This window comes from Microvirgula sp. AG722, assembly GCF_003269145.1.
GTDB classification, from domain to species: Bacteria; Pseudomonadota; Gammaproteobacteria; order Burkholderiales; family Aquaspirillaceae; genus Microvirgula; species Microvirgula aerodenitrificans.
This window is the reverse complement of record NZ_QLTJ01000009.1, coordinates 100,867-123,502: the sequence shown is the minus strand read 5'-3', so window position 1 is coordinate 123,502 and position 22,636 is coordinate 100,867. Positions and strand designations below refer to the sequence as shown.

Below are 22,636 nucleotides of genomic sequence, written 5' to 3'. Positions count from 1 at the left end.
TCAGTCCTCGCTCCAGCCGCGCCGGGCGCGACGACGCAGAATCAGGGCAAAAACCGGTGCACCGAGCAGGGCGGTGACGATGCCGAGCGGAATCTCGGCCGCGGTCAGGGTGCGGGCGATGTCGTCGGCCAGCACGCTGAAGGTGGCGCCGAGCAGCAAGGCGGCCGGCAGCAGGCGTCGATGGTCGGCACCGACCATCATGCGTGCCAGATGAGGGACGACCAGTCCGATCCAGCCGACGATGCCGCTGACCGACACCTGACCGGCGATCATCACGCAGCAGGCGGCAAGAATCAGCAGCCGCAGCGACTCGACCGGCATGCCGTGCAGACGGGCGTCGTCATCGCCGAGCGACAGGATGTTGATGCGCCAGCCCAGCGGCAGCAGCAGGAGTGCGCAGACCAGCAGGCAGGTGGCCAGCACCGCCAGCGTGGTCCAGTCGCTGCTCGCATAACTGCCCATCAGCCAGAACACGATGCCGGGCAGGCTGCGGTCGGGATCGGCCAGGAAGACGGTCATGCTGGTCAGCGCGGCAAACAGCGCACCGGTGACGATGCCGGCCAGAACCAGCATCAGTACCGGCGTCTGACCGCGGACCCGGGCCAGCAGCAGGACCACGGCCAGCGCCAGCGCTGCACTCAGACCGGAGGCGACGATCATCAGCAGGGTCGACCAGCCACACAGGATGGCCAGCGCGCCGCCAAGGCTGGCGCCGGATGACAGGCCAATCACGTGCGGACCGACCAGCGGGTTACGGAATATCCCCTGCAGCGCCGCACCGGCCAGTGCCAGCCCGCCCCCGGCGCAGGCGGCGGACAGCACGCGCGGCAGGCGCACGGTACGGACGACGATCTGCTGGGTGTCATGCCAGTGAATGCCGAAGCCGGGGTCGAGACCGAACAGGGCGGCGGCGGCCTGTGACCACGGTACCGGGAAGCGACCGATGCCGAGTGACACGCCGAGCGTGCCTAGCAGTGCCAGCACCAGCCCCGGCCACAGCCAGCGGCCGGGCAGGCATTCATTGCCCGACATTGGCGGCCTCCCCGAACAGGGTGTAGCCGGCGGAGCCGGCATTGGCATTGCGGTGCAGAATGCGGTCGATCTCGTCACGGGTCAGCGTGTGCCGGTACAGCAGCCGATACTGGCTGCGCATGTCGGCCAGCAGCCGTGCGGCACTGGCTGGCGAGTGATTGAGCAGTGCGTGCAGCCAGATCCAGCCGAGTGCGGACTCGTGGCTCGGCACTTCCCACCAGATACCGCCGAGCGGCATCTTGTACACCCGCCGCTCGCGCACTGCCTTGACTGCCCGCCACTTCGGATCGGCATACAGCCGTGCCGGTACGTTGTCATCGAAACCGCCAAGCAGCAGGATGTCCGGCGCCCAGCCCAGCAGTTGTTCAAACGTGACATCGGCCATCGAACCATTGACGGCCGTGGCGAGATTGACGCCCCCGGCCAGCTCGATGACGTGGGTCATGTACGAGCCGTTGCCACCGGCCTTCAGCCCGTGCGCGAGACTGCGCAGATAGACGACGCGCGGGCGCGGGCCGGACGGGCCAGCCAGTGCCCGCCGGGTGTTGCGCTGATGGCGGAGCAGGGCCCCGGTACGGGCCTCGGTGCCGGTCGCTGCACCGATGGCGGTCAGCGCCGCTTCCAGATCCGCCTGGCTGCCGTAGCGCATGCCCAGCGTGCGCAGGCCGGCGCGCTCCAGCGTATGCAGGGAGGCGGTCGGCAGATGGGTCCATTGCAGGACCAGGTCGGGGCGCAGGGTCAGCAGGGTTTCGATGTTCGGCGTGAAACGACCGCCGGCCACGATGTCGGTGCGCAGGGTCAGCAGCGCGGGGAAACGCTGGCCGAGAAAACGGTCGCGAATGCCCGGCAATGCCCCCGGGTGGATACCGACCAGCCGCTGCGGTCCGGCATCGAGGGCCGTGATCATGCTGGCGGCCGGGATCGGAATGGTGACAATGCGCTGCGGCGTGGCGGCCAGCAGTGGCGCGCAGCCCGACAGCAGGGCGATCAGTCCGTGGCGCACGTTCATGGCGTGCCCACCAGATTGAGTACCAGCGAGCGCCCGGGCTCCAGCAGCGGATTGGATGGACTGGCCGGGTAGCGCAGATCGGCGACGGTGGCCGGGTGAGCGTAGCGTTTGTCGGCAAGGTTCTCGATACCGAGCACCAGCCGGAACGGCTTCAGTGCCGGATGGACCCGGGCGAGTTCCAGCCCGCCATACAGCGACACGATGCCGTAGCCTGCGCTGCGCGTTTCCCGTGCCGGATCGATGCGGCGCTTCGCCAGTGACCACTTCAGGCGCGCTTCCAGCGAGTAGCCGGCGGACTGGTGGCGCAGTGACAGCAGGCCGTTCAATGGCGGCACATGCGGCAGCGGCTGGCCGGTATCATGCCGGGCACCGCGGGCACGAGAGGCATTGAACCGCAGAGACAGTGGCGTCTGGATCTGCCAGATGCCGTCGAGCTCCAGGCCGCGCATGCCGGCCCGGGCGATGTTCTGCCGCTGCCGGACCTGGGGGCCGCTGTCGGCCAGCGCAATCAGCTGCCGATAGCGGCTGTCGAAGGCGGTCAGATTTCCCTGCAGCGTCGGCCACCGCAGGCGCAGCCCGGCCTCGGCCGTGATGCTGCGCTCCGGCGCCAGCGCCGGGTTCGGTTCGGTGATGCGGGTGCCGACCCGGCTGGCACCGAATTTCTCGAACGTGGCGGGGGCGCGAAAAGCCGTGGCCAGATTGCCGACCAGCTGCAGGCTGGATAGCGGTTGCAGGATCAGCCCGCCGCTGGCGGTCAGCGCCCGGTCGCTGGCCGCCGTTCGACCGGCAAAGGCCGCACGCGTGCGCGCATCCTCATCCGGCGCCGGCGTGGATCCGGTCCGGGTGCGGATCCAGTCGTAGCGGGCCCCCAGTGACAGTTGGTGCGCGGAGAACAGCGGCTGGTCATGGTGGAAGAACAGGCCGGCATTGAGCTGGGAGGCGGCACGGCTGATCCGGGTGCGCGGTGTCGATGAGGTCGGCGGTGCATGGCCATGCCCGCGCCAGCTTGCGAGTTCGCTGCCCTCGCGCGCCTCGTGGTAGAAATCCATTCCCCAGTGGCTGCGGCCTTGCGTCCACGGCGTGCCGACCAGCAGCTTGCCGCCCCATACCACCGGGCCGATGACAAAGCTGTGGTTGCGGGCATAGCGGCCGTTGCCGGCACGGCGCGTGGTGCCGGTCCGGGCGGTGTCCAGCGAGCGGCGATACAGCGACAGCTCGATCCGGTCGGCCCATGGCACGGCCTGATGGTGCTGGTAGCCGATCCGGAAATGGTTTTCGCGGATCGGGGATTCGCGTACCTCGCTCCACGGCAGGCCCGGGGCGCCGCCAATGCCGCCGGGGCGGCCGGCTTCGACCCGGGCCAGCCTGGCGCTCAGTTCCCAGCGCTGCTGCGCGTCCGGTGCATAACCGGCGCGGGCAGTGAACTCGGCCGTGCGGAAGTCGCTGTTTGCGATGGAACCGGCCGGGCTGCGGAAGTCGCCGGCATGGCGGATGCCGAGCCCGAGCAGCAGGTCGATGCCGTTGCCTACGCCTTCCAGCTCGGCGCGGCCGGCCCGGAGGTTCTCCGCCGAGGCATAGGCGAGCGATGCCAGTCGTGGTATCAGCGTGAAGCCATCCCGTGAGGCATCGCCCCGGGCGCGACGGGTGATGACATTGACCACGCCGTTCATGGCATCGGCGCCGTACAGTGCCGATGCCGGCCCGCGAATGACCTCGATGCGCTCGATGCCGGACGGGTCGAGCAGGTTGTATTCCAGCGTGTTGCGGCCACGGAAACGGTCGCCATCCAGCACCAGAACCATGCGCGGATCGTTGGAGTTCATGCCGCGCATGACCAGCTGGCCACCCAGCCCGCCTGCCCGCGAATGGCTGATGCCGGGCAGGGTCGCCAGCAGTGACTGGATCTGCCCGGCTGGTGCCTGTTCGATATCGGCCCGGGTCAGCACGCTGATCGGTATCGTGCTGCGGTCCGCACTGCGCGCATCGCGGGTAACGCTGACCACGACCGGGGACAGCGTGGTTGCGGCCGTGGTGCCGCTCAGTGCGGCGAGCACGACAGGCAGCCAGCATCCGGGGAGCCGGCGAAAAAAGCGGAAAGAGGCAGGAAACGGGGAGAAAGCAGACAGCGTCATGGCAGCACCGGACGGAAGGAAGAAGTTATTCCGTCCAGCGTGTCATGACGCCATGGCGTCAGGAATCAGAGCTGTCCCAAATTGCGCCGCCTGTGCTGAGTCGGGTCAGAACGGCAGCTCGACGTCGGTGGCCTGGCTCAGCACGCGGCGGAAGTCCGCCTTGATGCGTTCCAGCCCTTCAACGGTGTCGGCCTCGAAGCGCAGCACGATCACCGGCGTGGTGTTCGAGGCGCGCGCCAGCCCGAAGCCGTCCGGGTATTCGACCCGCAGCCCGTCGATGGTGATGACCTCGTCGGCACCGGTAAAGGTTGCGGTTTTCTGCAGTTGCTCGATCAGCGCGTAGTGCTCGCCCTCGCGCATCTTCATGTTCAGTTCGGGCGTGCTGATGCTGTTCGGCAGGTTGTTCAGCACCGCGCTGGGATCGTCGACCTCGGACAGGATCTCCAGCAGCCGGGCGCCGGCATACAGGCCGTCGTCGAAGCCGTACCAGCGTTCCTTGAAGAACACGTGACCGCTCATCTCGCCGGCCAGCAGCGCGCCGGTTTCCTTCATCTTGCTCTTGATGAAGCTGTGGCCGGTGCGGCTCATCAGCGGCTTGCCGTGCATCTCGCGGATCCACGGTGCAAGCTTGCGGGTCGACTTGACGTCATAGATGACCTGGGCGCCGGGATTGCGCGACAGCACGTCGCCGGCGAACAGCATCAACTGGCGGTCCGGGTAAATGATGTTGCCGTCCTTGGTGACCACGCCCAGCCGGTCGCCGTCGCCATCGAAGGCCAGGCCAAGTTCGGCATCGGTCGAGGCCAGGGCATGGATCACGTCCTGCAGGTTCTCGGGTTTGGCCGGGTCGGGATGGTGGTTCGGGAAGGTGCCGTCGACGTCGCAGAACAGTTCGCGAACGCGGCAGTCCAGGCGGCGATACAGCGTCGGCGCGAACGCGCCGGCGACACCATTGCCGCAGTCAACCACGATATTCATCGGCCGCGACAGCTTGATGTCGCCGGTAATGCGGTCGAGATAGGCCTCGACGATGTCGTGGGTGCGGTAGCTGCCTTCACCCGTTTCGACGTCGCCACTCTCGATGCGCTTCAGCAGCTTCTGGATGTCATCGCCGGCCAGCGTGTCACCGGCCAGCATCATCTTGAAGCCATTGTATTCGGGGGGATTGTGGCTGCCGGTCACCATGACGCCGGACAGCGTGCCGAGCTCGTGCGCGGCAAAGTACAGCATCGGCGTGGCCACGCGGCCGACGTCGATGACGTCGACGCCCGCCGCACGCAGGCCGCGGGCCAGCGCATCGGACAGCTCGGGGCCGGACAGGCGACCATCGCGGCCGACACAGACGGCGGCGACATCACGGGCGCGAGCTTCCGAGCCAATTGCCTGCCCGATCTGTTCTGCCATTTCCACTGTCAGTGATTTGCCGACAATGCCGCGGATGTCGTAGGCCTTGAAGATTTCCTTGTGGATTTTACGAGGCATGGGAGTCCAGGAAGTGCGTTAACAGCCGCCCATTATGCCGCTAATTCATGGCTGCGCCGGACGAGTTGGTCAAGTTTTTCCCGGGCTGCGCCGCTGGCCAGTGCTTCGCGCGCCAGTTCGATGCCGGTATCGAACGAGTCGGCAACGCCGGCGGTGTAGATGGCCGCACCGGCATTCAGGCAGACAATATCGCGTGCCGGACCGGCTTCGTTGTCCAGGACGCGCAGCAGGATTTCCTTCGAGGCGGCGGCACTGTCGGCGCGCAGCGCTTCCGCTTCGCACAGCTGGAAGCCGTGTTCGCGCGGATCGAACACGTATTCGCGGATCCAGCCGTTTTTGAGCTCGGCGATCTGCGTCGGCGCCACCAGGCTGATCTCGTCCAGCCGGTCCTGGCCGTAGACCACCAGTGCATGCTCGGCGCCAAGCTGGGCCAGCACCCGGGCCTGGATACCGACCAGATCCGGGTGGAACACGCCCATCAGCTGGTTCTGTGCGCCGGCCGGGTTGGTCAGCGGGCCGAGGATGTTGAAAATGGTGCGAACACCGAGTTCGCGGCGGATCGGCGCGACATATTTCATCGCCGTGTGGTGGTTCGGCGCAAACATGAAGCCGATGCCGATTTCGTCGATGCAGCGGCCAACCATTTCCGCCGGCAGCTGCAGGTTGACGCCAAGCGCCTCGATCACGTCGGCACTGCCGGAGCTGGACGACACCGAACGGCCACCATGCTTGGCCACGCGTGCACCGGCGGCGGCGGCGACGAAGGTCGAGGTGGTGGAGATATTGAACGTGTGGGCACCGTCGCCACCGGTACCGACAATGTCGATCAGGTGTTCGCGATCGGTGACCGGCACCTTGAGCGCGAATTCGCGCATGACCGTGGCCGCTGCGGCAATCTCGGACACACTTTCGACCTTGACCCGCAGTCCGACCAGAATGGCGGCGATCTGCGGCGGCGTCAGTTCGCCACGCATGATCTGGCGGGTCAGGTCGACCATTTCATCAAAGAACAGTTCATTGCCGTCGATCAGACGGTTCAGCGCTTGCTGGTGGGTAATCATCGGGAATCCAGGGTTCAGTGACCGCACGCCAGCCGCAACGCATTGGCGTCGGGGCGGCCGCTGGCTTTTTCAAGGTCGTTCAGGCAGTTGGCAATGGCCGGGCGATTGTCATCACCGGGCGGGGCGCTGCGTATCAGCGGGCTGTAGCCCGGCTGGCCGGCGCAGGCAGCCCGGCCCTGCGGCGTATGCGGGTTGCAGTCGGCCGGTGCATCGGCGGCCGTGCGCGGGGCCGACAGCGCATCCAGGCTGCGGCTCAGTGGCGAGGCCGTGTCCGGCGCCGCCACGGCAGCGGGGGCAGGGTCCAGCTGCAGCCTGACGCAATGCCCGCTAACCGGGTCATGCAGCTCGCCGGACGGGCAGGCGGAGGCCAGGGCCGGTGGTGCGCCGAGTGCCAGCACCAGGGCGGACAGGAGGGCGCGCATCAGCCGAAGGTCTCAAGGAAGTTGCGCAGCATCGCATGGCCGTGCTCGGTCAGGATCGATTCCGGATGGAACTGCACGCCTTCGATCGGCAGCGTCTTGTGCCGTACGCCCATGATTTCGCCGTCATCGGTCCAGGCCGTGATTTCGAGGCAGTCGGGCAGGGTGTCGCGTTCGATGACCAGGCTGTGGTAGCGGGTGCAGGTCACCGGATTCGGCAGGCCCCGGAACATGCCGACGTCGTGGTGATGCACCGGCGAGGTCTTGCCGTGCATCAGCGTCTGCGCGTGAACCACGCGACCGCCATACGCCTGGCCGATGCTCTGGTGACCGAGGCAGACGCCCATGATCGGGATCTCTCCGGCAAAGCGCTGGATTGCCGCCACGGAAATGCCCGCTTCGGACGGAGAGCAGGGACCTGGCGACACGACCAGGAACTGTGGTTTTTTCGCCGCGATCTCGTCCAGCGAAATCTCGTCGTTGCGATGCACCTCGACCTCTTGCCCCAGCTCGCCAAAGTACTGGACGAGGTTGAAGGTAAAGCTGTCGTAGTTGTCGATCATCAGAAGCATTTTATGGTCCGAAGCCTTGTCTGTGGCGGATTCCGCATCCGCCGGCTTGAATCTTACTCACAACCTTACTCACAACTGCGTTCGATGGGTCTCTTGTGAGTCAGGCGGCGATGGCGTTTGCATCATTGTCTTTCCATATCTCCCCGGCCGCAACTGCATCAACCCACGCCTGCACACGCGATTCAACCCACACTGCACGGCAGCCAACATAGATCTGCTTGGGAAACTTGCCGGCCTTGATCATGCGGTAGATCGTTGCCGTGCTGAGTGATGTCGCACGAGTGACGTCCTTGATGCCAATAAGTCGTTCTGACATGTTTGTTCTCCATAAAAGCGAAGCCGCCCATCGGGGCGGCTGTGAATCGGGCGTCATGCCCTCTATAAGTGAAATCTCAAACCCGGCGGCGCCGATCCCTCTCACGGCGCTGCCGGATTTTTTTGCTGGGCCCGGGCGGCGGGCATGCCCGCCTCCAGCTCTGCGATGCGGTCGAGCAGGGCGAGCACGGTCGTAGGCTGCACCGTAACGATGTATGCGGCAGAGCGATTTGTTATATCCGTCCTCCAGGGGCATGGCGCCTCAATCTCTGCCGCCTCAGCCGCCGCCCTGATCTGCTCGGCCGTGTAGCCGGCGTAGGTGTGGTCAGTCATTGCATCGTCTCCCCGATGGCAGCGGCGGTGCGGACGATGGCGTGCCGGGTGGCGGCAGTGCGCTGGCATTCGTCCTCGAAGTCCTCAACCGCGCACATCCTCATGGGATGCGCCCTGACAGATACCCATGGCGTTTCGTCGCTAGGGTGGTTGTGGTCTATCTCCATGCGCAGCGCCACCGCCAGCCGCAGCGCGTCGCCGTCGTCGGTGAGCGGGTTCCACTCGACGCCCGTCACCCTCCCGTCGTATCCGGATTTTGCGGACCGCGTGAACAGCATGTGCGATTGGACGCCAATGCCGGGCCATACCTCGATGCCAGCCGCCTTAGCAGCCAGCTCCAGCAGTTCGCGGTCAGTCATCGTCTACGTCCTCGTATTGAATCATTTCCACCTGTTCGCTTTCAAAATCAATGAACCCCATATAGACGTCGACAGGGGACAGGATCATGAGATTTTCGACTGTGTTGGTTGCCACGAGCGAGTCCGGCGGCAAGCTGCCAAGCAGTTCAGCAAGCCGAGCTGCCGGCAGGCATTTGAATCCCTCTGCGTGCATCATGCTGCCCGTCCTTTCTCGCCACGGGCGCGGATGGCAGCAGCGCAGATGCTCGGGTACGTATCAATCTGATCGCATACCTGAGCGCATGCCTCGCGCTCGGTAGCGGCAGCAGCGGCGGCGATCTGCTCGGCGAATTTCTGCAGCCGTATTGCTGACAGAATTCGGTTGAAATCGCCGTCCAGTCTAAGTTGACCAGACAGGCCAGACTTGACAGAGATGTCGATGATTTGATCGGGGGTCAGCATGCCGTCCCCCATTCTTTCGGCAGATAGATCGCTCGCGCCTTCGCGCCGATTGGCGTCGGCCGGTCCGGCTTTGCCGCCGTGTCGAGGCGCTGGACCAGCAACACCTTCCACGCCTCTTTGCTGTTCGGGACAACGGTGTGCTCGCCGCCGTCGTAGAGCCGCGCGAGTTCCGCTCTGCACGACCGGTGATACGGCGTGCTGCGGCTGATTTCTTGCGCTACCTGCTTAGTGACAGCAATGCACAGACCGCTGCGGCAGATGTCTCGCGCCTCGTCCTCGCTGTACAGCCCGGCCTTGTCTATGCAGATCGTGTAGCCGCGGCTGCCGGCCTTCCACCAGCAGACGTGCTCACTCCATTTGGTGCTGTGCCCGATGTGGCGATAAGGTAGTCACTCATGCTGCACCACCTTTCACGCTGGCGAGGGCATATACGGCCTTGTTCAATGCCGCTGAACTGGGCGCACCGTCGAATTCTAGCGATTCGCAGTCGTTGACCATGTGTTCCAGCGCCGCCACCAGCGCCGTGTTCTGCCCGCGCAGCGTGGCGATTTCATCTCGCTCTGCGCCGAGTCTGCGATGCCGATCAATCGTCCCCCGGATCAGGTCACGAACCATGCTGTGCCACCTCTCTGCGCCCTGGTGCGCATACCCGATGCATGACAGCGCGAATTGCAGCCGCTCGATGTCGTCGCAGGTCAGCTCGTCGGCCTGCATGGCCTGAGAGTCCACCTGCGGCGCCTCGGCCACGCGGGCCAGATGGTCATCCATTCCTGTCTCCTGAAATGCAGAACCGCCCGGGGTGGGGCGGTTCGTTGTGTGTTCATCGCAGGTCATGGCTATTCCTCGCCCTGATCGCCGGTATCACCACCAGCCGGCGATGCATCCGTGCCTGCCAATGCGCCAGCCTGCGGATCAGCCGCCAGAGGTGTGCCGACATTCGATTGTTTCCAGACATCGGCCTCGCTCCGTTCGGTGAGGTGATGGTCCTGGCCGTAGCCGTGGTAGGTGCTCATGCAATGACCTCCATATGTTCAGCCGGCACCAGCTGCACGCCGGGAGCGTGCCGGGTGTCAGCGGGGTGTCGAAAACGACGAACCCGCCATCGGGGGCGGGTTCGGGGTGGAAAGCTGGGAATTTGTTGTGCTAGTGTGGCTATGCGAATGTCAATTCGCAGGCATGTTATGGCTGCTGTCGGCTACTAGCGGACACCCAAAAGATCGAAGTTGTCAGAACCGCACACTCAGCTATGAGCTTCGGCGGCTTGACGTACAGCTCACATGTGATAGAATTCATCAAATTCATAAATATCAATGAATCAAATCAGGAGCCTGTATGCCGCCCTTTGAAATTTCCACGAGCGATCCTGTCCCTCCAGAGAACAGTAATGCTCTTCAGCCGCAGTCGCTTGTCCCAATGAGCCTGAACCTGAGCCTGAACATTGACCTTCACCGCGATACGTACATTATCCGCGGTGGCGCAGGTGTTGCTGTCGCTCATGTCCGCAAGCCCAATGGCCAAGTTTTTTCCTCGCGAGTGCAAGCCAACGGTGCGTTGAGGCAGTTCACAAGCTTCGATGCGAACGCGCTATCCGTTGCTGAGCGTCGTAATCTTGAACATCAGCTCTACACAGAGCACCGACTCCGCCAAACTGAAATCGCCGATCTGCTTGGCGTCTCCCAAGCAACGGTCGCCAACGATTTGAAAATTCTCCGTGGCAGCTAATGTCCCAACCACCCGTCCCTCGCGAGGGACGGGTGGTTGGACGCGGAAATCGGTCGTATTCGCCAGCTTAAGGGCTGCAATGGGTCGATAACAGTCACTGGTGTGGCGCAATCGATCCGCCCCTGAGCGACGGCGACATCGAATGGGCCGTAATACTGCCCGCGCTCATCGAGCGCGGCGTCATTCCCCATCCACCGGCAGCTCGCCGCCCAGCGCCTCGATCAGCTCACCGATCAGCCCGCGCAGCTCGCCGACCATCAGCAGCAGGGTGGCATCGAACAGCGCCTCGGCGTCGTCACCGGCCTGGTTGGCCTCGTCCTCGATCACGTCGAGAAACTGCACGCGTTTCAGCTCCAGCTTGTCGGTCAGCACGAAGCGGATACGTTCCTGCCAGATCAGGCCGAGGCTGGTCACCTGCTTGCCGGTGTCGACGTGCTGGCGGACCTCCTGCGCGGTCAGGTCCTGCCGACTGGCCTTGATCCGCGCGCCGTCATCTCCCGGTGACTGCATCAGGGCGTCACTGTCCAGCTCAAACCCAGCTGGCGCGCCCTCGGTCAGCCACAGCGTCATGGCCGTGGCCGGCGACAACAGCGTTCGCGGCAGGCGGGCCGGGAGCGGCGGCAGTTGCTGGCGGATGGCGCTGACCAGGTTCTCGGCCTTGGCGCCGCCGGCATCGGCGACCAGCCAGCCGGATTGCAGGTCGATATAGCAGCGGCTGCGGCTGCTCTTGGTGAACGCGCGCGGCAGCAGATCGTCCTCGACCGTTTCGCGAAGTTCCTTCTTTTCCTTGCGACCGACCAGGCGGAATTCCTTTTCCTCGATCTCGGCTACCCGGCGTTCGACGAAGTCACGCACCACGGCTGGCGGCAGCACCTTGTCCTCGCGCTTCAGCGTCACCAGCGCGGCGCCGCCGACGCGGGCCAGCATCTGGTCCGGCTTGTGCGGCGCGGCGGGGACGAAGCCGTCGCTGTACCAGTCCAGCCCGCCGCACGTGGCGAACGGATGCCGGGCCAGGGCGGTTTCGAGCTTGTCGAAATCGGGGAGATGCTTGGGGTCGAGGCGGAAGAGGGCGATTTGGCGAAACCACATGGCTGTGTCCTTTTTTCAGTCGTATTGTTCAGATGCAAGCGATTCAACGTCGTACTCGTCGATGTCCAGGTCAATGCTGGTTCGGCCAACGTACATAGACAGCAGCAGGCTATCGAATTGACCGATGACGTCCGGCACGCTGCCCGGAACGATGCTTTTCCCGTTGAGTTTGAGAGCGTAGACGGTGCCGTCATCGTCGATCGAGAGGCGGATACTGGCGCTATGGCTGCTGCTGATGCTCTCGTCTTCATCGAAACTCAACCAGCCGCCGCCATACTCGCTCGGCTTGTAGTTTGCGTAGAACGCATCTCCAGCCCCTTTGTGAAATCCTTCCCTGGCTTCCTGCATGAGATCCGACAGCTTGATCCGCTCGGGCACATCGGGGACGACATGATCAACCGCTTTTTTCATCGCGGCCTGGATGGTGGCGGCGTTGGCGCCATGCACGGCGTTTGTGATGGCGCTGTTAATCATGTGCTGGAATTTCGCGACATCACCGATATTGATGCCATGCGGCATGGCAGCCTTCATCTGGCTGGTTACCGCATTTTGGAATTCGGATCTGTAGCCGGTGGCATCATTGATGGCTGACTTCACTGCGTCGGCGATTGCTTTATCGACGATGGGTTGAATGCGTTCGGCGCTGACAGCCTGAGAAATGATGCTGGGCAGATCCAGCTCGATTTTGATTTCCATGGTGCGAATCCTTGAAATGAATCGCCCCGCTCATAGCGGGGCTGGTTGACCGTCGATGTATTGGCGGGTGGTGGTGATGGACCCCAGCGCCAAAATCTGTTTTCGATGCCGCGTCCTGTTGGCTGAAACCAGTTGCCGAGACCTGGCCTCGGGCTGGTTCGCCCGCTGAAGCGCTGCAAGCGCCAGCTCGCGCCGGTAGCAGCCGCATGACTTCACCTTCCCTTTGCGCAGGTCACCGGGGCGGACGCTGATGGAACCGCCGCAGCGACACAGGCAGAGAACGGTGCGCCCGCCGAATATCCTGACGTCTGACGGGCCTGATACAGTCAGCCGGCCGAACTGGCAACCGGCCATTTCGATAGGGGCTGGCATGGCTGCGCCTCAGTAGCGAATGGAGACATTGCCGACCTGGCCCCGGGCGATCGCGACGATCGTTGCCTTCGCCTGTTCGTCCGTCAGCCCGGCATGCTCGACCAGCGCGCGCATCGCGGCCGTGTTGATGGCCCGCTTGTGCTGCACGTCGGCCTCGCGGCGGGCTTGCTCGGCGGCCTGCTCGCGCTGCGCTGCCTCGACGCGCTGGCGCTCCTGCTCGATGGCAGCGGCCCGGGCTTGTTCAGCACGCTCGGTCGCTTCGACCTTCTCACGCTCGGCGCGGGCTTCGGCTTCCAGCGCCCGGCGCTCAGCCTCCTGTTGTTCCCGCTGGGCGCGCTCGGCGGCCAGCTTGGCTTCGGCTTCACGCCGACCGGCCTCGGCCAGCTCCGCCGCCACGCGTGCCGCTGCATCAGCCTCTGCGCGCTCTGCTGCCTCGCGGGCAATGCGTGCCTCATGCTCGCGCTGCGCCTGCTCGGCGGCCCGCCGGGCCTCTTCGCGCTGACGGTCGATCTCGCGATCCATCAGCAGCGCGATTTCGTGGTCGGTCTCAACCTGCAGGGCCAGTGCTGCGGCAGCTTCAGCAGCCTTGCGCTCGCCCTCGATGCGGGCCTGTTCCGCCTCCCACTCGGTCAGCGGCCGGCGTACCTCGTCGCGCAGTAGGTCGCACATGTCGGCAAACTCGCGCAGCTCGGTTTCGATCAGCTTCGGCAGGGCCTTGATGGATTTCAGGTACTCGCGGCCAGGCCGCTCGACGGCGGTCTTGCTGCGCGATACCTGGGCGGCCAGAGAGGCGATGCGGTCGCGGCCCCGTTTTGTGGACAGGTCCGGCGCCTCGTTGACACTGGCGCGGATGTGCTCGAAATACTGGCCCAGCCCGGCACCACGGAAAATGGCCGGCGCCGTGTCGGGAGTGATGTCGAGCGTGACGGTGGGGAGGGTTTCCTGCATCACGCGGTCTTTCTGCTCAGTTCGTTGATGGTGTGGTCCAGTTCGGCGAGGAATGCGCGGACCTCGGCCAGCATTTCGGAGATGAACGCGTCATCCCGCATGATTCGGGTCTGGAAATACGCCAGATGCTCGGGCAGCCGGTCGTCGTAGCTGACGAAATCGCACCAGGCACGACCGGTGCATGCCATTTGCGCCTGCATCTGGATGAAGTATTTGCGCTGCGGCTCGCCGCTCTTGATGGTCTCGATGTGCGTCCAGGTGTTCGGGCACTTGATTTCGATGAGGCCGTCACTACCGACCAGTCCATCCGGCGAGGCCGCGAAATTCGCGATTTCCGGGTGGTCGACCAGGCCGGTTTCGGTGACGATTTCGCCGGTCTCCAGCATGTAGACCGCGCGGGCGTCCGGCTCCAGCTCGGTGCCGCGCCGCATGGCCGCATTCACAAAAACTTCCTCCTGCTGGCCGGTCAGCCGCTGGCAGATCAGTTCTGCCATGTAGTTCTGCCGGCTGGCGGCCGGGCCGGATTTAGTGCGAGCCATCAGGTCGGCGACGCGAGACCCGGTTACCTTGCCGAGCCGGGCGGCAAACCACTCGTCGGTGCGCTGTTCCATTACACGCCCTCCTCAAAATCGACATCAATTACATTCGGGGCGCTGGCGACTGCGCTGGCAGCGGCGCCGAGCTGGCCCATTTTTTCGGACCCGATAATGTGGCGGTCCTCACGGGTCAGCTGCTGGAAATGGACGCGTAACGCATCCACATCGCCGGTGTTGGCAATGGCCTCGGCTGCGCGGAGCAGTTCGGCGCGACGCGGGTTATCGGTCTCGCCGCGCATGACGGTACTGGCAGGCGACACATCCCGCTCGCCCTGTGTGATGCGCTCGGCCTCGTCCTGGTCGTAGATGCCGGCAAATCCGAACGCGAGGCGGGCGCACTGGATCATGGCCTTGTGGCGCAGCATGCGTTTCGGATGCGATTGCCACGGTCCGGTGCCACGTTTGCACTCGTCCATGAACTCGGTGACCGCCACCGGGCGACCGCGGTCTTTGCGGTAAATTTTGCAGGTGCATTTCGTGTCGTCCTGCTCGAATTCGATCCCGTCGAAACGGTCATCGCCGTTGATGATGCGGGACCAGCCATCCACGCCGACCACCGGCACGATGCCGTTGTTTTTGTCCGGGAACGCGTAGACCTCCTTCGTCCACGGGTTCAGCCCGTATTGGTTGGCGACGATCAGCAGCGCGGTCATCTGGGCGTCGCTGACGTTTCCCTTGAATGCGGTCTGCTTGAGCGTTTCGATCAGCTCGGTGGAATCGCCGATGTCGAATCGCGCAGCGAGTTTCCCTGTCAGGGTGGAGAGTGCAGTGCTCATGGTGGTTCCTTGGCTCCCGGGTCCGCCCGGGAATAGGGTTCAGTGATGTTTCGGCCCGAACACGGCGCCGATCAGCTCGTCCAGGCCCTCGCGAAAACGCCGAGCATCAGCCCGGCGTCGGTCGTATTCGTTCCCGCGTGCTGGCCCGCCGGCATCGGACGCCCGTCGTTCCCGCGCCCGGCGGATGTAGTCCTGCAGTTGGCGCTGCGTGAACGATGCCCTCATTGCAGGCTGCTCATCAGGTCGTGCGCCGAGTCGATCAGCGCCTGCCGGCCCTCGGCCAGTCGCCCGCGGCGCACCAGGGCGGCAGCGGCCTCGATGTCGGCCACTGCCATATCGGCAGCCGTGGTCAGATCGTCGGCCTCGTCCTGCCGGCACGGGTCGGTGCCCAACCGTGGGTCGTTCGAGTGCCAGGCGGCGCCCAGCGGCGCTTCGATCATTCTCATGGCAGCAGCCTCCACAGCAGATCCAGCGGCACGGCGTCGTAGCAGATGGCGGCCAGGGTGGCAGCAGCAGCGGCGTAGAGCAGGGCGCCCAGCGTGGTGAGCGCGACATCGCAGGCAACGGCCAGCGGTGTGTCGGCCGGGTCGCGGGTGAAAATGCGGCGGCGGATCGGTCCCATCACATCCTCCAGCGGTAGATGAAGAACAGGGTCATGCCGCGCCGGATGATGCATTTCGCGCGATAGCCCTGAGCACGGAGCCGAAGCACCGTGGCGTCGTCCAGTTCGGTCATGACCATGTTGGTCTCCTAAATGAGAAAGCCCGGCGCAGGGCCGGGCAATTTCTTGAATTGTTACTAAGTGTTTCCTAAATTCATCGTAGCCCTACCGGATGGTCCGGAGTGGCTGAAGGCCCCCGGTACGCATGCCCGGGGGCCTTCCCGTTTTCAGCAGCACTGCTTTACCTTGCACCACAAAGCAGTGCTGCTATATTGAAATTGCCCCTGCGTTGAAAGCAAAGCTCATCCGTAGGGACCGGGAAGGCCTCAACTGCTACTCAGCAGTCGGGGCCTTTCCGTTTTTGTGCCCGCGTCTCAGCTCGGCCTCGATCTTCATCCAGGCTGAGTAGGGGATAACGACGTGGGCTCCTGCTCGGACCCGCGTCCATGGATCTACCAGAAATTCCCACCGCCCCTTGTCCATATCTGCAGCCAGGCTTTCTACCACCTGTGCCGATGCAACTGCATCATCGACAGTCGCGAATGGGACCGGGAATCGTTGTTCTGACATGCCTATCCTTTGAGAAAAAAATTTACCAGCGGCAGAAAATTCGGATAGAAATTTTCGTCATGACGCATAAAATGAGCAATGCCATCTAACTAATCATTGGGAGAAATGCTCATGACTACTCCTATCAACACCCCCATCACTTGCCCTGAATGCACTGGCGATAAGCTCAAGTACGCCGAGACAAGCGAAGGGCCGGACAGCTACGCCTGCGTTGGCTGCGGGCATGTTCTTCATCCTGAAGAGATCCACGAAATCACCAAGGCCTTGAGCGAGCGCCTTTTTGCCGGGTTCCTGTCAGGAGCCACGAAGGGCTGACTCCTCGCTCCCATGATCAAGCAGCCCGGCACGCAGTGTCTGCAGATTCGCCGGGCTGACCTTTGGCCACCAAAACCGCCTGTCTCGGCTTTGGTGAGCGGCCTCTGGTGAGGCCGTTCATGCATCGTTGAGAGGGCTATATACGCATTCGATCCGCGTGTAGCATCGGCGAACCGTCCCCCTGCAAGGGGCCGGCCTGGCATAGCAGTGCCAGGCGGCGCGGCTGCTACTGCGCTGAAGGTGAAACCCGCCATGGTCGCCCTTGGGGCACCGCCGGCCGGTCAAGCCGAATGTCAGATTGCGTGCTAGCCGCAGTCAGGCATCCGCCAGCAAGGGCGGAATACAAGTGCTCAAGCGGGTTAAATGCCCGTGGCCACGGGCTTTCAATCAGGGACATCGAATGAAAGCCGTCGTGAAGGTGAGCATCAAGATAAACGTGGCCCAGTGCATTCTCGCATTGACCACGCTTGTTCTGCTGATGCTGTGACCAAGGGGCCCGCTTCGGCGGGTCTCCGAACTTCTACAGCCCTCTCAACGATGCCGGCTCATTGAACCGGCCCTTTGCCCGTTACTTGCCACGGGCCGGCGTTCTGCGTTCCTCCTGTTGAACACCAAAACCGCCTGTCACGAGGCTTTGGTGATCGGCCTCGGGTGAGGCCGCTCCTTCCAGCACACCTGCCACGTCGTCATCTGCGTTAAGACATTTCGCCATCGCGCCGGATTGGGCATCGCCGTCCGACGTCGCGCATGGGCGCAGCGTGTGTGCTGGTTTGTCCGTTCGGCCCGTGCCTGCGATGGGCGGTGCCGCCATTGGCGCGAGGTGGACTCTCGCGCTCTCCCGCTACCGTGTATTCGACCGGCTGTGCCGACGGCGGGTGGTGCTGGGTAGGTTGTGAGAGATCGGCGGCGGTGTGTTGCCGTGGTGTGTCGTCACTATCGCAATTGCGATTATTGTTGTCAAGCGCATTTGCGATAATTCTATCGCTGATGCGATTGGATGCGTGCTTCGGGGAATAAAAAAGCCCGCCGGGTGGCAGGCTGTGTGGGTGCGTGTACGGCTACCGCAGCTGTTTGCGGACCTCAACGGCCGTGCCGATTACAAAGCAGTGGGTTTCGTCGGACCGCAGGGTTGGATAGTCGTCGTTCAATGGCACCAGCTCGAATATGTCATCTCCGTGCTGATCGATGCCGCGCGACCTGTACTTTTTGAACGTAGCCTCTTCCCCGCCGTTTTTGGCAACGACAAAGCTGCCGGGCCGAGGGGCTACCGCCGGGTCGACCACGATCACATCTCCCTCGACAAACTCCGGCGACATTGAGTCACCCCGGATGCGCAAAGCGAACGCGCTATCAGATAGCTCAGAGAAGCTGATGATGTATTCGAACGCCGCCCCGGGCGGGAATGGGTCGGCGATCTCGTGCCACATGCCTGCCTGCACGTAGTCAATGATCGGAACCTGACGGCCTGGCGTGGTGATGGGCCGGACGTTGTTATCCAGCCTTGACGCGGACTTGTCGCCAATGCCATCTGCCAGCCATTCGGGTGAAACATTGAGTACCCGTGCGATTTTCGTGATGTAGGTGCTCCCTCTGTTCCGCCCATTTTCTATGGACGCAACAGTGGCCTGCCCAATACCGACCAATTTGGCCAGCGCAGTCTGACTCAGCCCCTTGTCGGAGCGAGCCTCTTTGAGTCGTTCGGCAAGTGTTTTCATATCGCTATTGTGATACATGCTTCTATCGCAATGGCGCTTGCTATTAAGCGCAAAAGCGATAGAATTGCCAGTATGGACTGGAAACAACTCATCAAAGACCTGGTCGGGCGTGGCCTCACCCAGAACGAAATCGGGAGAGCGGCCGACGTGAGTCAGCCGTACATCAGCGATCTGCTCAATGGGCGGCGGCGGCAGCCGTCGTGGGAGATCGGAGACAAGCTTCTCCGGCTGAGCCGCCGCACCACAAAGAGGCTCGCTCATCGGCAAAGGCAGGTCGCATGAGCAAGTAGTCATTTCGCTGAACTCCGTGTTGTCGTTTCGTTGACTGAAGTATTGCCCGCCAAGCCGGCGCAAAAAATGATCAAAAAGGAAAGTTATGGCCTTGAGCATCAATGATGCCGCCCACAAAACGGTCTATGCCGCCGGTGGGCCAAAGGTGATCGCTGCCCGGCTGGACGCATCCGAGTCCGTCATCCGGGCCAAGGCAAATCCGAATGATGACTCCCGGTGGTTCTACCTGCCGGAGGCGGTGGAGCTGATGAGCCTGACCGGTGACCACCGCATTCTGGAATCGATGGCTGACGAATTCGGCTACCTGCTGACCCAGATCCCCGAGGAAATCGACTCTGCCGACCGGGCGCTGATCCACATGGTGTCCGACTCGATCAAAGGGCAGGGCGACGAGGCCAACATCCGGCGAGCACTGGCGGGCCTCAAGAGCATCAACGGCTCGACCCTGCGCCGGAAAATCAACCAGCTCCAGGCGTACCTGGCTCAAGTCGCGCAGGCCGTCGATGACTGAAAACATCCACTTCCGCAGCGACACGAACGAATGGCCGACGCCGCGCGCGCTGTTCGACGTCCTGAACGCCGAATTCGGATTCACCCTCGACGTGTGCGCCACGCCGGCGAACGCCAAATGCGCCCGGTATTTCACCCGGGCCGACGACGGTCTCGCGCAGGACTGGACTGGCGTCTGCTGGATGAATCCGCCGTTCGGTCACCCCATCAAGCTCTGGATGGAAAAAGCGTTGTGCGCCTCGTGCCATGGCGCCACGGTCGTCTGCCTGGTGCCGGCGCGGACCGACACCCGGTGGTGGCACCGCTATGCGATGCGTGCCAACGAGATCCGCGCACTGGACAAGCGCCTGCAGTTCATCGGCGGCGCGGCCAAGGCGCCGTTCCCGGCCGTGGTCATCGTGTTCCGCCCGAAGGCGGCCGGCGCCCAGCGGCAGCCGGTCACGCTCACGGCCATGGCTGTGCCTGACGAGGCGGGGGGCGTATGAGCGCCAAAATGTCCGGCATGGTGTTCGATCGGTTTCCCGATGGCGGCGGCATCTTCACGCTGGCGCTGGCTATCGCAGACCACGCCCACGATGACGGCACGCACGTATTCCCATCGGTCGCGTCTCTCGCCCGCAAATCCCGCCAGTCCGATCGCTCTGTCCAGTACCAGCTCCGTCGGTTGGAGAAAGACGGCTGGCTGATCCTGGTCGGAAATGCGAATGGCGGCCGGGGAACGGCGCGCGAATATGCCATCAACCCGGCGTGGATTTTGGGTGCCGAGTACGCCGATTTGGCCCCCGAAAAAAAGGGTGCAGAAATTGCGCCCTTTAAAAAGGGTGCAACTGACGACGTAAAGGGTGCAAACCAGAACACAAAGGGTGCAACTGACGACGTAAAGGGTGCAACAGCTATTGCACCCGAACCATCAATAACCATCAAGAACCATCAGGAACCAAAAACAAAGAAGCGCGCGCCTCGTGCCGAGCCGGGTTTTGTTTTGCCTGACTGGGTGCCTGCTGCTGCATGGGACGGGTTTGTCGCCATGCGGCAGAAGATTCGCAAGCCGCTGACCGACCGCGCCGTGGAACTGCTGGTGAAGGAACTGGACAAGCTGCGGGCTGAAGGGAATGACCCGGAATCCGTGCTCGATCGATCGGTGATGAACAGCTGGCAGGGCATTTTCGCACTGCCGGCTGACCAATCTGCCCAGCCAGCACCAGCCGGTGGCAAGGGCGCCAAGTTCGACCCGTCCGCCTACGTCAACAGAAACCGCCAGAGAGGGAATTACGATGAATACGCCGACAACGAGACAATCGACGGCCAGTATCAGCGCGTGGTTTAGGCCCCGGGCGCAACTGGAAAACATCTCGGTGATGACCCACCTGTACAACCGCCTGGACGGCATGTACCCGAATATCTGGCGGGCGAATTTCAAGGGCGCCGCTGCCATTGATAGCTGGGAAAAGGCGTGGGCCGAGGCGTTCGACGAGGACGGAATCAGCATGCAAATGGTGGCGGATGGCTTGAGGGCCTGCCGCGCTCGCCACGACATGCCGCCGAGCCTGCCCCAGTTCATCAAATGCTGCCGGGCCACCGACGACGATCAAGAGAAGGCGTTCTACATCGCTGCCGACCAGATGGTCCGCCGCCATGCTGGCCAGCCGGAGCTGTGGCCGAGCCCGCGCCATTTCTGGGCTGCCCAGCGCGTTGGCGGCGACATGCAGCACCTGTCGTGGCGCGATCTGGCCGGCCGCTGGCGCGCCGCTTGGGAACAGTCTGCCGCCGACGTGAGCAGGCCGATCCCGGCTGCAGCCCCGCCCGAACAGTCGCTGCCGGCGCCTGGCCGTACGACCCGCAACGAGGCGGACGTGTCCCGCATGCTGTCCGAGGCCCGCGACCAGGTACTGGCGCCGCGTGCGTCGAAATACCCGGCCGGCGTCGACCTGAGCTGGACCGAGAAAATCAACGACGCCCCTCGCAACTGGCCGACGATTTCCTGCCGCTACGCCGCCGAGGCCCGCGCGAAATACAACCTGCCCGTCAGCGATACCCTGCGCAAATTCCTTGGCAAGCCACAGGAGGTCGCCGCATGACCACCACCACACGCAACAACGCCTACCGCAACCACCGCGCCAGCGGCCGGGCCGGCACACAGTCCGAGCAGATCCTCGCGCTGCTGCGCCGCAGCCGGGTTCCGCTGCTGCGGGCGGAAATCGCCGGGAATCTGGGCATGTTCCAGTCGAGCGTCTGTGGACGGCTTGATGAGCTGCGCGCCGCAGGTGCTGTGATCGTCGCCGAGAAGCGGCTGAACCCCGCAACCGGTGTGGAGTGCGACACCTACCGAGCCGCGCTGCTGTGGGACAAGACCGAGGCAGGGCAGGTCGACATGTTTGCGGGGGTGGCTGCATGACCAGACGAACCCAGAAGCCGGCCGTTTTCCTGCGCGTCGCCAAGGGCGCACTGGTCCCGGCCGACGCCTATGCGCAGAGCCAGTTGCGGGCGAAGGGCTACACGGTGGGTGATGTCCTCTCGGCCACCCTGAAAAAGCTGAACAACCCGCGATTCCACCGGTTGATGCATCGGATCGGCACCCTGTGCGCTGCAAATATCGATTCGTTCACCGGCATGGACGCACACCAGGTGCTGAAGCGCATCCAGTGGGAGGGCAGCATCGGCTGCGAGGAAATGGGTGTCATGGTCCCCGGCGTCGGTATGGCCATGGTGCGGTTCCCTCTGTCGCTGTCGTTTGAATCGATGGATGACGGCGAGAGGCATGAGGTGGCCCGAGCTATGTGCCGGTACATCAGCGAGAAATATTGGCCGTCGATGCGCCCGGAGCAGATCGAGGAAATGGCAGAAAGCTGGGTGGAAGAGGCATGAGGATCGAGAGCAAAAAGCTTCGTGCGAGCGCGCGCGGCGAGGACTGCACGCTGAACATTGCCGGCGTGTGCTGTTACGACAGCGCCACTGTGGTGCTGTGCCACCTGCCGGATGAGTCCCACGGCATGGCGCGCAAATCGGATGACATCTGCGCTGCATTCGGCTGCGCGGCCTGCCACGACGCCATCGACGGCCGGGCCGGCAGCCTGAGCGCCGAGGATCGGATGTTCTACATGCACCGTGGAATGACGCGGACCTGGCGCCGGTGGATCGAGCGCGGCCTGGTGAAGGTGCCGGCATGAATCGTTGCGTGCAGTGCAAGGAATTCAACATCAAAGCAGCGGGCCCGATGGCC

General features: G+C 63.7%; 32 protein-coding genes. 10 read left to right on the top strand and 22 right to left on the bottom strand.

Annotated elements, in window-relative coordinates; translation table 11 throughout:
• The 14 genes from DFO50_RS12725 to DFO50_RS19195 all read right to left on the bottom strand — a co-directional run bounded on the left by DFO50_RS12725 (position 1) and on the right by DFO50_RS19195 (position 10,168).
• A complete protein-coding gene (locus DFO50_RS12725; RefSeq protein ID WP_051528932.1) occupies positions 1–1,032 on the bottom strand; it encodes an iron ABC transporter permease in 1,032 nt (343 codons plus the stop codon).
• The gene (locus DFO50_RS12720) at positions 1,019–2,041 is read right to left on the bottom strand and encodes an ABC transporter substrate-binding protein (RefSeq protein ID WP_107889926.1); all 1,023 of its coding nucleotides are present in this window, start codon (positions 2,039–2,041) and stop codon (positions 1,019–1,021) included. The genes DFO50_RS12725 and DFO50_RS12720 overlap by 14 nt, the downstream gene beginning before the upstream one ends.
• Positions 2,038–4,095, bottom strand: a complete 2,058-nt coding sequence (locus tag DFO50_RS19810) for a TonB-dependent receptor (RefSeq protein ID WP_158537456.1) — start codon at positions 4,093–4,095, stop codon at positions 2,038–2,040. The genes DFO50_RS12720 and DFO50_RS19810 overlap by 4 nt, the downstream gene beginning before the upstream one ends.
• Positions 4,096–4,278: 183 nt before the next feature.
• A complete protein-coding gene (locus tag DFO50_RS12710) occupies positions 4,279–5,655 on the bottom strand; it encodes a phosphomannomutase/phosphoglucomutase (protein ID WP_028499695.1) in 1,377 nt (458 codons plus the stop codon).
• 32 nt (positions 5,656–5,687) lie between these two features.
• On the bottom strand, positions 5,688–6,716 hold the full coding sequence (gene trpD, locus DFO50_RS12705) for an anthranilate phosphoribosyltransferase (RefSeq protein ID WP_028499696.1): 1,029 nt from the start codon (positions 6,714–6,716) through the stop codon (positions 5,688–5,690).
• A gap of 14 nt (positions 6,717–6,730) precedes the next feature.
• Positions 6,731–7,138 carry a hypothetical protein gene (locus DFO50_RS12700; protein ID WP_107889924.1) on the bottom strand — a complete coding sequence of 136 codons (408 nt, stop codon included), beginning with the start codon at positions 7,136–7,138 and terminating at the stop codon, positions 6,731–6,733.
• Complete coding sequence (locus DFO50_RS12695) at positions 7,138–7,707, bottom strand: aminodeoxychorismate/anthranilate synthase component II (protein WP_028499698.1); 570 nt, start codon at positions 7,705–7,707, stop codon at positions 7,138–7,140. The genes DFO50_RS12700 and DFO50_RS12695 overlap by 1 nt, the downstream gene beginning before the upstream one ends.
• 100 nt (positions 7,708–7,807) lie before the next feature.
• Positions 7,808–8,023, bottom strand: coding sequence for an AlpA family transcriptional regulator (locus tag DFO50_RS12690; RefSeq protein ID WP_112692659.1), 216 nt, complete (start codon positions 8,021–8,023; stop codon positions 7,808–7,810).
• Between the two features lie 101 nt (positions 8,024–8,124).
• Positions 8,125–8,355: a hypothetical protein gene (locus DFO50_RS12685; RefSeq protein ID WP_112692658.1), complete on the bottom strand. Its 231-nt coding sequence runs from the start codon at positions 8,353–8,355 to the stop codon at positions 8,125–8,127.
• Complete coding sequence (locus DFO50_RS12680; RefSeq protein ID WP_112692657.1) at positions 8,352–8,714, bottom strand: hypothetical protein; 363 nt, start codon at positions 8,712–8,714, stop codon at positions 8,352–8,354. Before DFO50_RS12680 ends, DFO50_RS12685 begins: the two co-directional genes overlap by 4 nt.
• Positions 8,707–8,910, bottom strand: a complete 204-nt coding sequence (locus DFO50_RS12675) for a hypothetical protein (protein WP_112692656.1) — start codon at positions 8,908–8,910, stop codon at positions 8,707–8,709. Before DFO50_RS12675 ends, DFO50_RS12680 begins: the two co-directional genes overlap by 8 nt.
• Entirely contained in the window at positions 8,907–9,266 is a 360-nt protein-coding gene (locus tag DFO50_RS12670) for a hypothetical protein (RefSeq protein WP_158537455.1), read from the bottom strand. Before DFO50_RS12670 ends, DFO50_RS12675 begins: the two co-directional genes overlap by 4 nt.
• A 282-nt stretch (positions 9,267–9,548) precedes the next feature.
• The gene (locus DFO50_RS12660; RefSeq protein ID WP_112692654.1) at positions 9,549–9,923 is read right to left on the bottom strand and encodes a hypothetical protein; all 375 of its coding nucleotides are present in this window, start codon (positions 9,921–9,923) and stop codon (positions 9,549–9,551) included.
• Between the two features lie 68 nt (positions 9,924–9,991).
• Entirely contained in the window at positions 9,992–10,168 is a 177-nt protein-coding gene (locus DFO50_RS19195) for a hypothetical protein (protein WP_158537454.1), read from the bottom strand.
• Positions 10,169–10,487: 319 nt separating this feature from the next.
• On the opposite strand from DFO50_RS19195, the gene DFO50_RS12655 reads away from it, so the two are divergent.
• The gene (locus tag DFO50_RS12655; RefSeq protein ID WP_112692653.1) at positions 10,488–10,877 is read left to right on the top strand and encodes a hypothetical protein; all 390 of its coding nucleotides are present in this window, start codon (positions 10,488–10,490) and stop codon (positions 10,875–10,877) included.
• 180 nt (positions 10,878–11,057) lie between these two features.
• Here the strand turns inward: DFO50_RS12655 and DFO50_RS12650 are convergent, their stop codons facing one another.
• The 7 genes from DFO50_RS12650 to DFO50_RS12615 all read right to left on the bottom strand — a co-directional run bounded on the left by DFO50_RS12650 (position 11,058) and on the right by DFO50_RS12615 (position 15,976).
• Positions 11,058–11,966 carry a recombination-associated protein RdgC gene (locus DFO50_RS12650; RefSeq protein ID WP_112692652.1) on the bottom strand — a complete coding sequence of 303 codons (909 nt, stop codon included), beginning with the start codon at positions 11,964–11,966 and terminating at the stop codon, positions 11,058–11,060.
• Positions 11,967–11,981: 15 nt separating this feature from the next.
• Positions 11,982–12,662, bottom strand: coding sequence for a hypothetical protein (locus DFO50_RS12645; protein WP_028498277.1), 681 nt, complete (start codon positions 12,660–12,662; stop codon positions 11,982–11,984).
• A gap of 381 nt (positions 12,663–13,043) precedes the next feature.
• Positions 13,044–13,982 carry a hypothetical protein gene (locus DFO50_RS12640; RefSeq protein WP_112692651.1) on the bottom strand — a complete coding sequence of 313 codons (939 nt, stop codon included), beginning with the start codon at positions 13,980–13,982 and terminating at the stop codon, positions 13,044–13,046.
• Entirely contained in the window at positions 13,982–14,593 is a 612-nt protein-coding gene (locus DFO50_RS12635) for a lambda exonuclease family protein (RefSeq protein ID WP_112692650.1), read from the bottom strand. The genes DFO50_RS12640 and DFO50_RS12635 overlap by 1 nt, the downstream gene beginning before the upstream one ends.
• A complete protein-coding gene (bet, locus tag DFO50_RS12630) occupies positions 14,593–15,354 on the bottom strand; it encodes a phage recombination protein Bet (RefSeq protein WP_112692649.1) in 762 nt (253 codons plus the stop codon). The genes DFO50_RS12635 and bet overlap by 1 nt, the downstream gene beginning before the upstream one ends.
• A gap of 221 nt (positions 15,355–15,575) precedes the next feature.
• Entirely contained in the window at positions 15,576–15,800 is a 225-nt protein-coding gene (locus DFO50_RS12620) for a hypothetical protein (protein WP_146745080.1), read from the bottom strand.
• Positions 15,797–15,976, bottom strand: a complete 180-nt coding sequence (locus DFO50_RS12615) for a hypothetical protein (protein WP_112692646.1) — start codon at positions 15,974–15,976, stop codon at positions 15,797–15,799. The genes DFO50_RS12620 and DFO50_RS12615 overlap by 4 nt, the downstream gene beginning before the upstream one ends.
• Positions 15,977–16,696: 720 nt before the next feature.
• Between DFO50_RS12615 and DFO50_RS12610 the strand changes: the two genes are divergently transcribed.
• Entirely contained in the window at positions 16,697–16,900 is a 204-nt protein-coding gene (locus DFO50_RS12610; protein WP_146745079.1) for a hypothetical protein, read from the top strand.
• 1,058 nt (positions 16,901–17,958) lie between these two features.
• On the opposite strand, the gene DFO50_RS19995 is transcribed toward DFO50_RS12610, so the two are convergent.
• Positions 17,959–18,615, bottom strand: coding sequence for a S24 family peptidase (locus tag DFO50_RS19995; RefSeq protein ID WP_158537453.1), 657 nt, complete (start codon positions 18,613–18,615; stop codon positions 17,959–17,961).
• A 30-nt stretch (positions 18,616–18,645) separates the two neighbouring features.
• Here DFO50_RS19995 and DFO50_RS19990 point away from each other — a divergent pair, with 30 nt between their 5' ends.
• From DFO50_RS19990 to DFO50_RS12565, 8 genes are all read left to right on the top strand, one after another.
• Positions 18,646–18,897 (top strand): helix-turn-helix transcriptional regulator, encoded by a 252-nt coding sequence (locus DFO50_RS19990; protein WP_112692644.1) that lies wholly within the window; start codon positions 18,646–18,648, stop codon positions 18,895–18,897.
• A gap of 100 nt (positions 18,898–18,997) precedes the next feature.
• Entirely contained in the window at positions 18,998–19,417 is a 420-nt protein-coding gene (locus DFO50_RS12595; RefSeq protein WP_146745078.1) for a phage regulatory CII family protein, read from the top strand.
• Positions 19,410–19,901 (top strand): DNA N-6-adenine-methyltransferase, encoded by a 492-nt coding sequence (locus DFO50_RS12590; RefSeq protein WP_112692642.1) that lies wholly within the window; start codon positions 19,410–19,412, stop codon positions 19,899–19,901. Before DFO50_RS12595 ends, DFO50_RS12590 begins: the two co-directional genes overlap by 8 nt.
• Positions 19,898–20,743 carry a helix-turn-helix domain-containing protein gene (locus DFO50_RS12585; protein WP_112692641.1) on the top strand — a complete coding sequence of 282 codons (846 nt, stop codon included), beginning with the start codon at positions 19,898–19,900 and terminating at the stop codon, positions 20,741–20,743. Before DFO50_RS12590 ends, DFO50_RS12585 begins: the two co-directional genes overlap by 4 nt.
• 31 nt (positions 20,744–20,774) lie before the next feature.
• Entirely contained in the window at positions 20,775–21,494 is a 720-nt protein-coding gene (locus tag DFO50_RS12580) for a replication protein P (protein WP_112692640.1), read from the top strand.
• On the top strand, positions 21,491–21,811 hold the full coding sequence (locus DFO50_RS12575) for a hypothetical protein (protein WP_112692639.1): 321 nt from the start codon (positions 21,491–21,493) through the stop codon (positions 21,809–21,811). Before DFO50_RS12580 ends, DFO50_RS12575 begins: the two co-directional genes overlap by 4 nt.
• Entirely contained in the window at positions 21,808–22,281 is a 474-nt protein-coding gene (locus DFO50_RS12570; RefSeq protein WP_112692638.1) for a hypothetical protein, read from the top strand. Before DFO50_RS12575 ends, DFO50_RS12570 begins: the two co-directional genes overlap by 4 nt.
• Positions 22,278–22,583 (top strand): nuclease domain-containing protein, encoded by a 306-nt coding sequence (locus DFO50_RS12565; protein ID WP_112692637.1) that lies wholly within the window; start codon positions 22,278–22,280, stop codon positions 22,581–22,583. The genes DFO50_RS12570 and DFO50_RS12565 overlap by 4 nt, the downstream gene beginning before the upstream one ends.
• Positions 22,584–22,636 lie beyond the last annotated feature (53 nt).

What these genes read in the sequence shown, in the direction of transcription:
- DFO50_RS12710 (WP_028499695.1), bottom strand. Translation starts at nt 5,655, where the DNA reads ATGCCTCGTAAAATCCACAAGGAAATCTTCAAGGCCTACGACATCCGC.
- DFO50_RS12620 (WP_146745080.1), bottom strand. Translation starts at nt 15,800, where the DNA reads ATGAGAATGATCGAAGCGCCGCTGGGCGCCGCCTGGCACTCGAACGAC.
- DFO50_RS12685 (WP_112692658.1), bottom strand. Translation starts at nt 8,355, where the DNA reads ATGACTGACCACACCTACGCCGGCTACACGGCCGAGCAGATCAGGGCG.
- DFO50_RS12645 (WP_028498277.1), bottom strand. Translation starts at nt 12,662, where the DNA reads ATGGAAATCAAAATCGAGCTGGATCTGCCCAGCATCATTTCTCAGGCT.
- DFO50_RS12675 (WP_112692656.1), bottom strand. Translation starts at nt 8,910, where the DNA reads ATGATGCACGCAGAGGGATTCAAATGCCTGCCGGCAGCTCGGCTTGCT.
- DFO50_RS12660 (WP_112692654.1), bottom strand. Translation starts at nt 9,923, where the DNA reads ATGGATGACCATCTGGCCCGCGTGGCCGAGGCGCCGCAGGTGGACTCT.
- DFO50_RS12650 (WP_112692652.1), bottom strand. Translation starts at nt 11,966, where the DNA reads ATGTGGTTTCGCCAAATCGCCCTCTTCCGCCTCGACCCCAAGCATCTC.
- bet (WP_112692649.1), bottom strand. Translation starts at nt 15,354, where the DNA reads ATGAGCACTGCACTCTCCACCCTGACAGGGAAACTCGCTGCGCGATTC.
- DFO50_RS12725 (WP_051528932.1), bottom strand. Translation starts at nt 1,032, where the DNA reads ATGTCGGGCAATGAATGCCTGCCCGGCCGCTGGCTGTGGCCGGGGCTG.
- DFO50_RS12585 (WP_112692641.1), top strand. Translation starts at nt 19,898, where the DNA reads ATGAGCGCCAAAATGTCCGGCATGGTGTTCGATCGGTTTCCCGATGGC.
- DFO50_RS12610 (WP_146745079.1), top strand. Translation starts at nt 16,697, where the DNA reads ATGACTACTCCTATCAACACCCCCATCACTTGCCCTGAATGCACTGGC.
- DFO50_RS12690 (WP_112692659.1), bottom strand. Translation starts at nt 8,023, where the DNA reads ATGTCAGAACGACTTATTGGCATCAAGGACGTCACTCGTGCGACATCA.
- DFO50_RS12720 (WP_107889926.1), bottom strand. Translation starts at nt 2,041, where the DNA reads ATGAACGTGCGCCACGGACTGATCGCCCTGCTGTCGGGCTGCGCGCCA.
- DFO50_RS19995 (WP_158537453.1), bottom strand. Translation starts at nt 18,615, where the DNA reads ATGAAAACACTTGCCGAACGACTCAAAGAGGCTCGCTCCGACAAGGGG.
- DFO50_RS19195 (WP_158537454.1), bottom strand. Translation starts at nt 10,168, where the DNA reads ATGAGCACCTACCACGGCTACGGCCAGGACCATCACCTCACCGAACGG.
- DFO50_RS12580 (WP_112692640.1), top strand. Translation starts at nt 20,775, where the DNA reads ATGACCCACCTGTACAACCGCCTGGACGGCATGTACCCGAATATCTGG.
- DFO50_RS12655 (WP_112692653.1), top strand. Translation starts at nt 10,488, where the DNA reads ATGCCGCCCTTTGAAATTTCCACGAGCGATCCTGTCCCTCCAGAGAAC.
- DFO50_RS12695 (WP_028499698.1), bottom strand. Translation starts at nt 7,707, where the DNA reads ATGCTTCTGATGATCGACAACTACGACAGCTTTACCTTCAACCTCGTC.
- DFO50_RS12700 (WP_107889924.1), bottom strand. Translation starts at nt 7,138, where the DNA reads ATGCGCGCCCTCCTGTCCGCCCTGGTGCTGGCACTCGGCGCACCACCG.
- DFO50_RS12575 (WP_112692639.1), top strand. Translation starts at nt 21,491, where the DNA reads ATGACCACCACCACACGCAACAACGCCTACCGCAACCACCGCGCCAGC.
- DFO50_RS12565 (WP_112692637.1), top strand. Translation starts at nt 22,278, where the DNA reads ATGAGGATCGAGAGCAAAAAGCTTCGTGCGAGCGCGCGCGGCGAGGAC.
- DFO50_RS12615 (WP_112692646.1), bottom strand. Translation starts at nt 15,976, where the DNA reads ATGGGACCGATCCGCCGCCGCATTTTCACCCGCGACCCGGCCGACACA.
- DFO50_RS19990 (WP_112692644.1), top strand. Translation starts at nt 18,646, where the DNA reads ATGGCGCTTGCTATTAAGCGCAAAAGCGATAGAATTGCCAGTATGGAC.
- DFO50_RS12570 (WP_112692638.1), top strand. Translation starts at nt 21,808, where the DNA reads ATGACCAGACGAACCCAGAAGCCGGCCGTTTTCCTGCGCGTCGCCAAG.
- DFO50_RS12680 (WP_112692657.1), bottom strand. Translation starts at nt 8,714, where the DNA reads ATGACTGACCGCGAACTGCTGGAGCTGGCTGCTAAGGCGGCTGGCATC.
- DFO50_RS12640 (WP_112692651.1), bottom strand. Translation starts at nt 13,982, where the DNA reads ATGCAGGAAACCCTCCCCACCGTCACGCTCGACATCACTCCCGACACG.
- DFO50_RS12590 (WP_112692642.1), top strand. Translation starts at nt 19,410, where the DNA reads ATGACTGAAAACATCCACTTCCGCAGCGACACGAACGAATGGCCGACG.
- trpD (WP_028499696.1), bottom strand. Translation starts at nt 6,716, where the DNA reads ATGATTACCCACCAGCAAGCGCTGAACCGTCTGATCGACGGCAATGAA.
- DFO50_RS12635 (WP_112692650.1), bottom strand. Translation starts at nt 14,593, where the DNA reads ATGGAACAGCGCACCGACGAGTGGTTTGCCGCCCGGCTCGGCAAGGTA.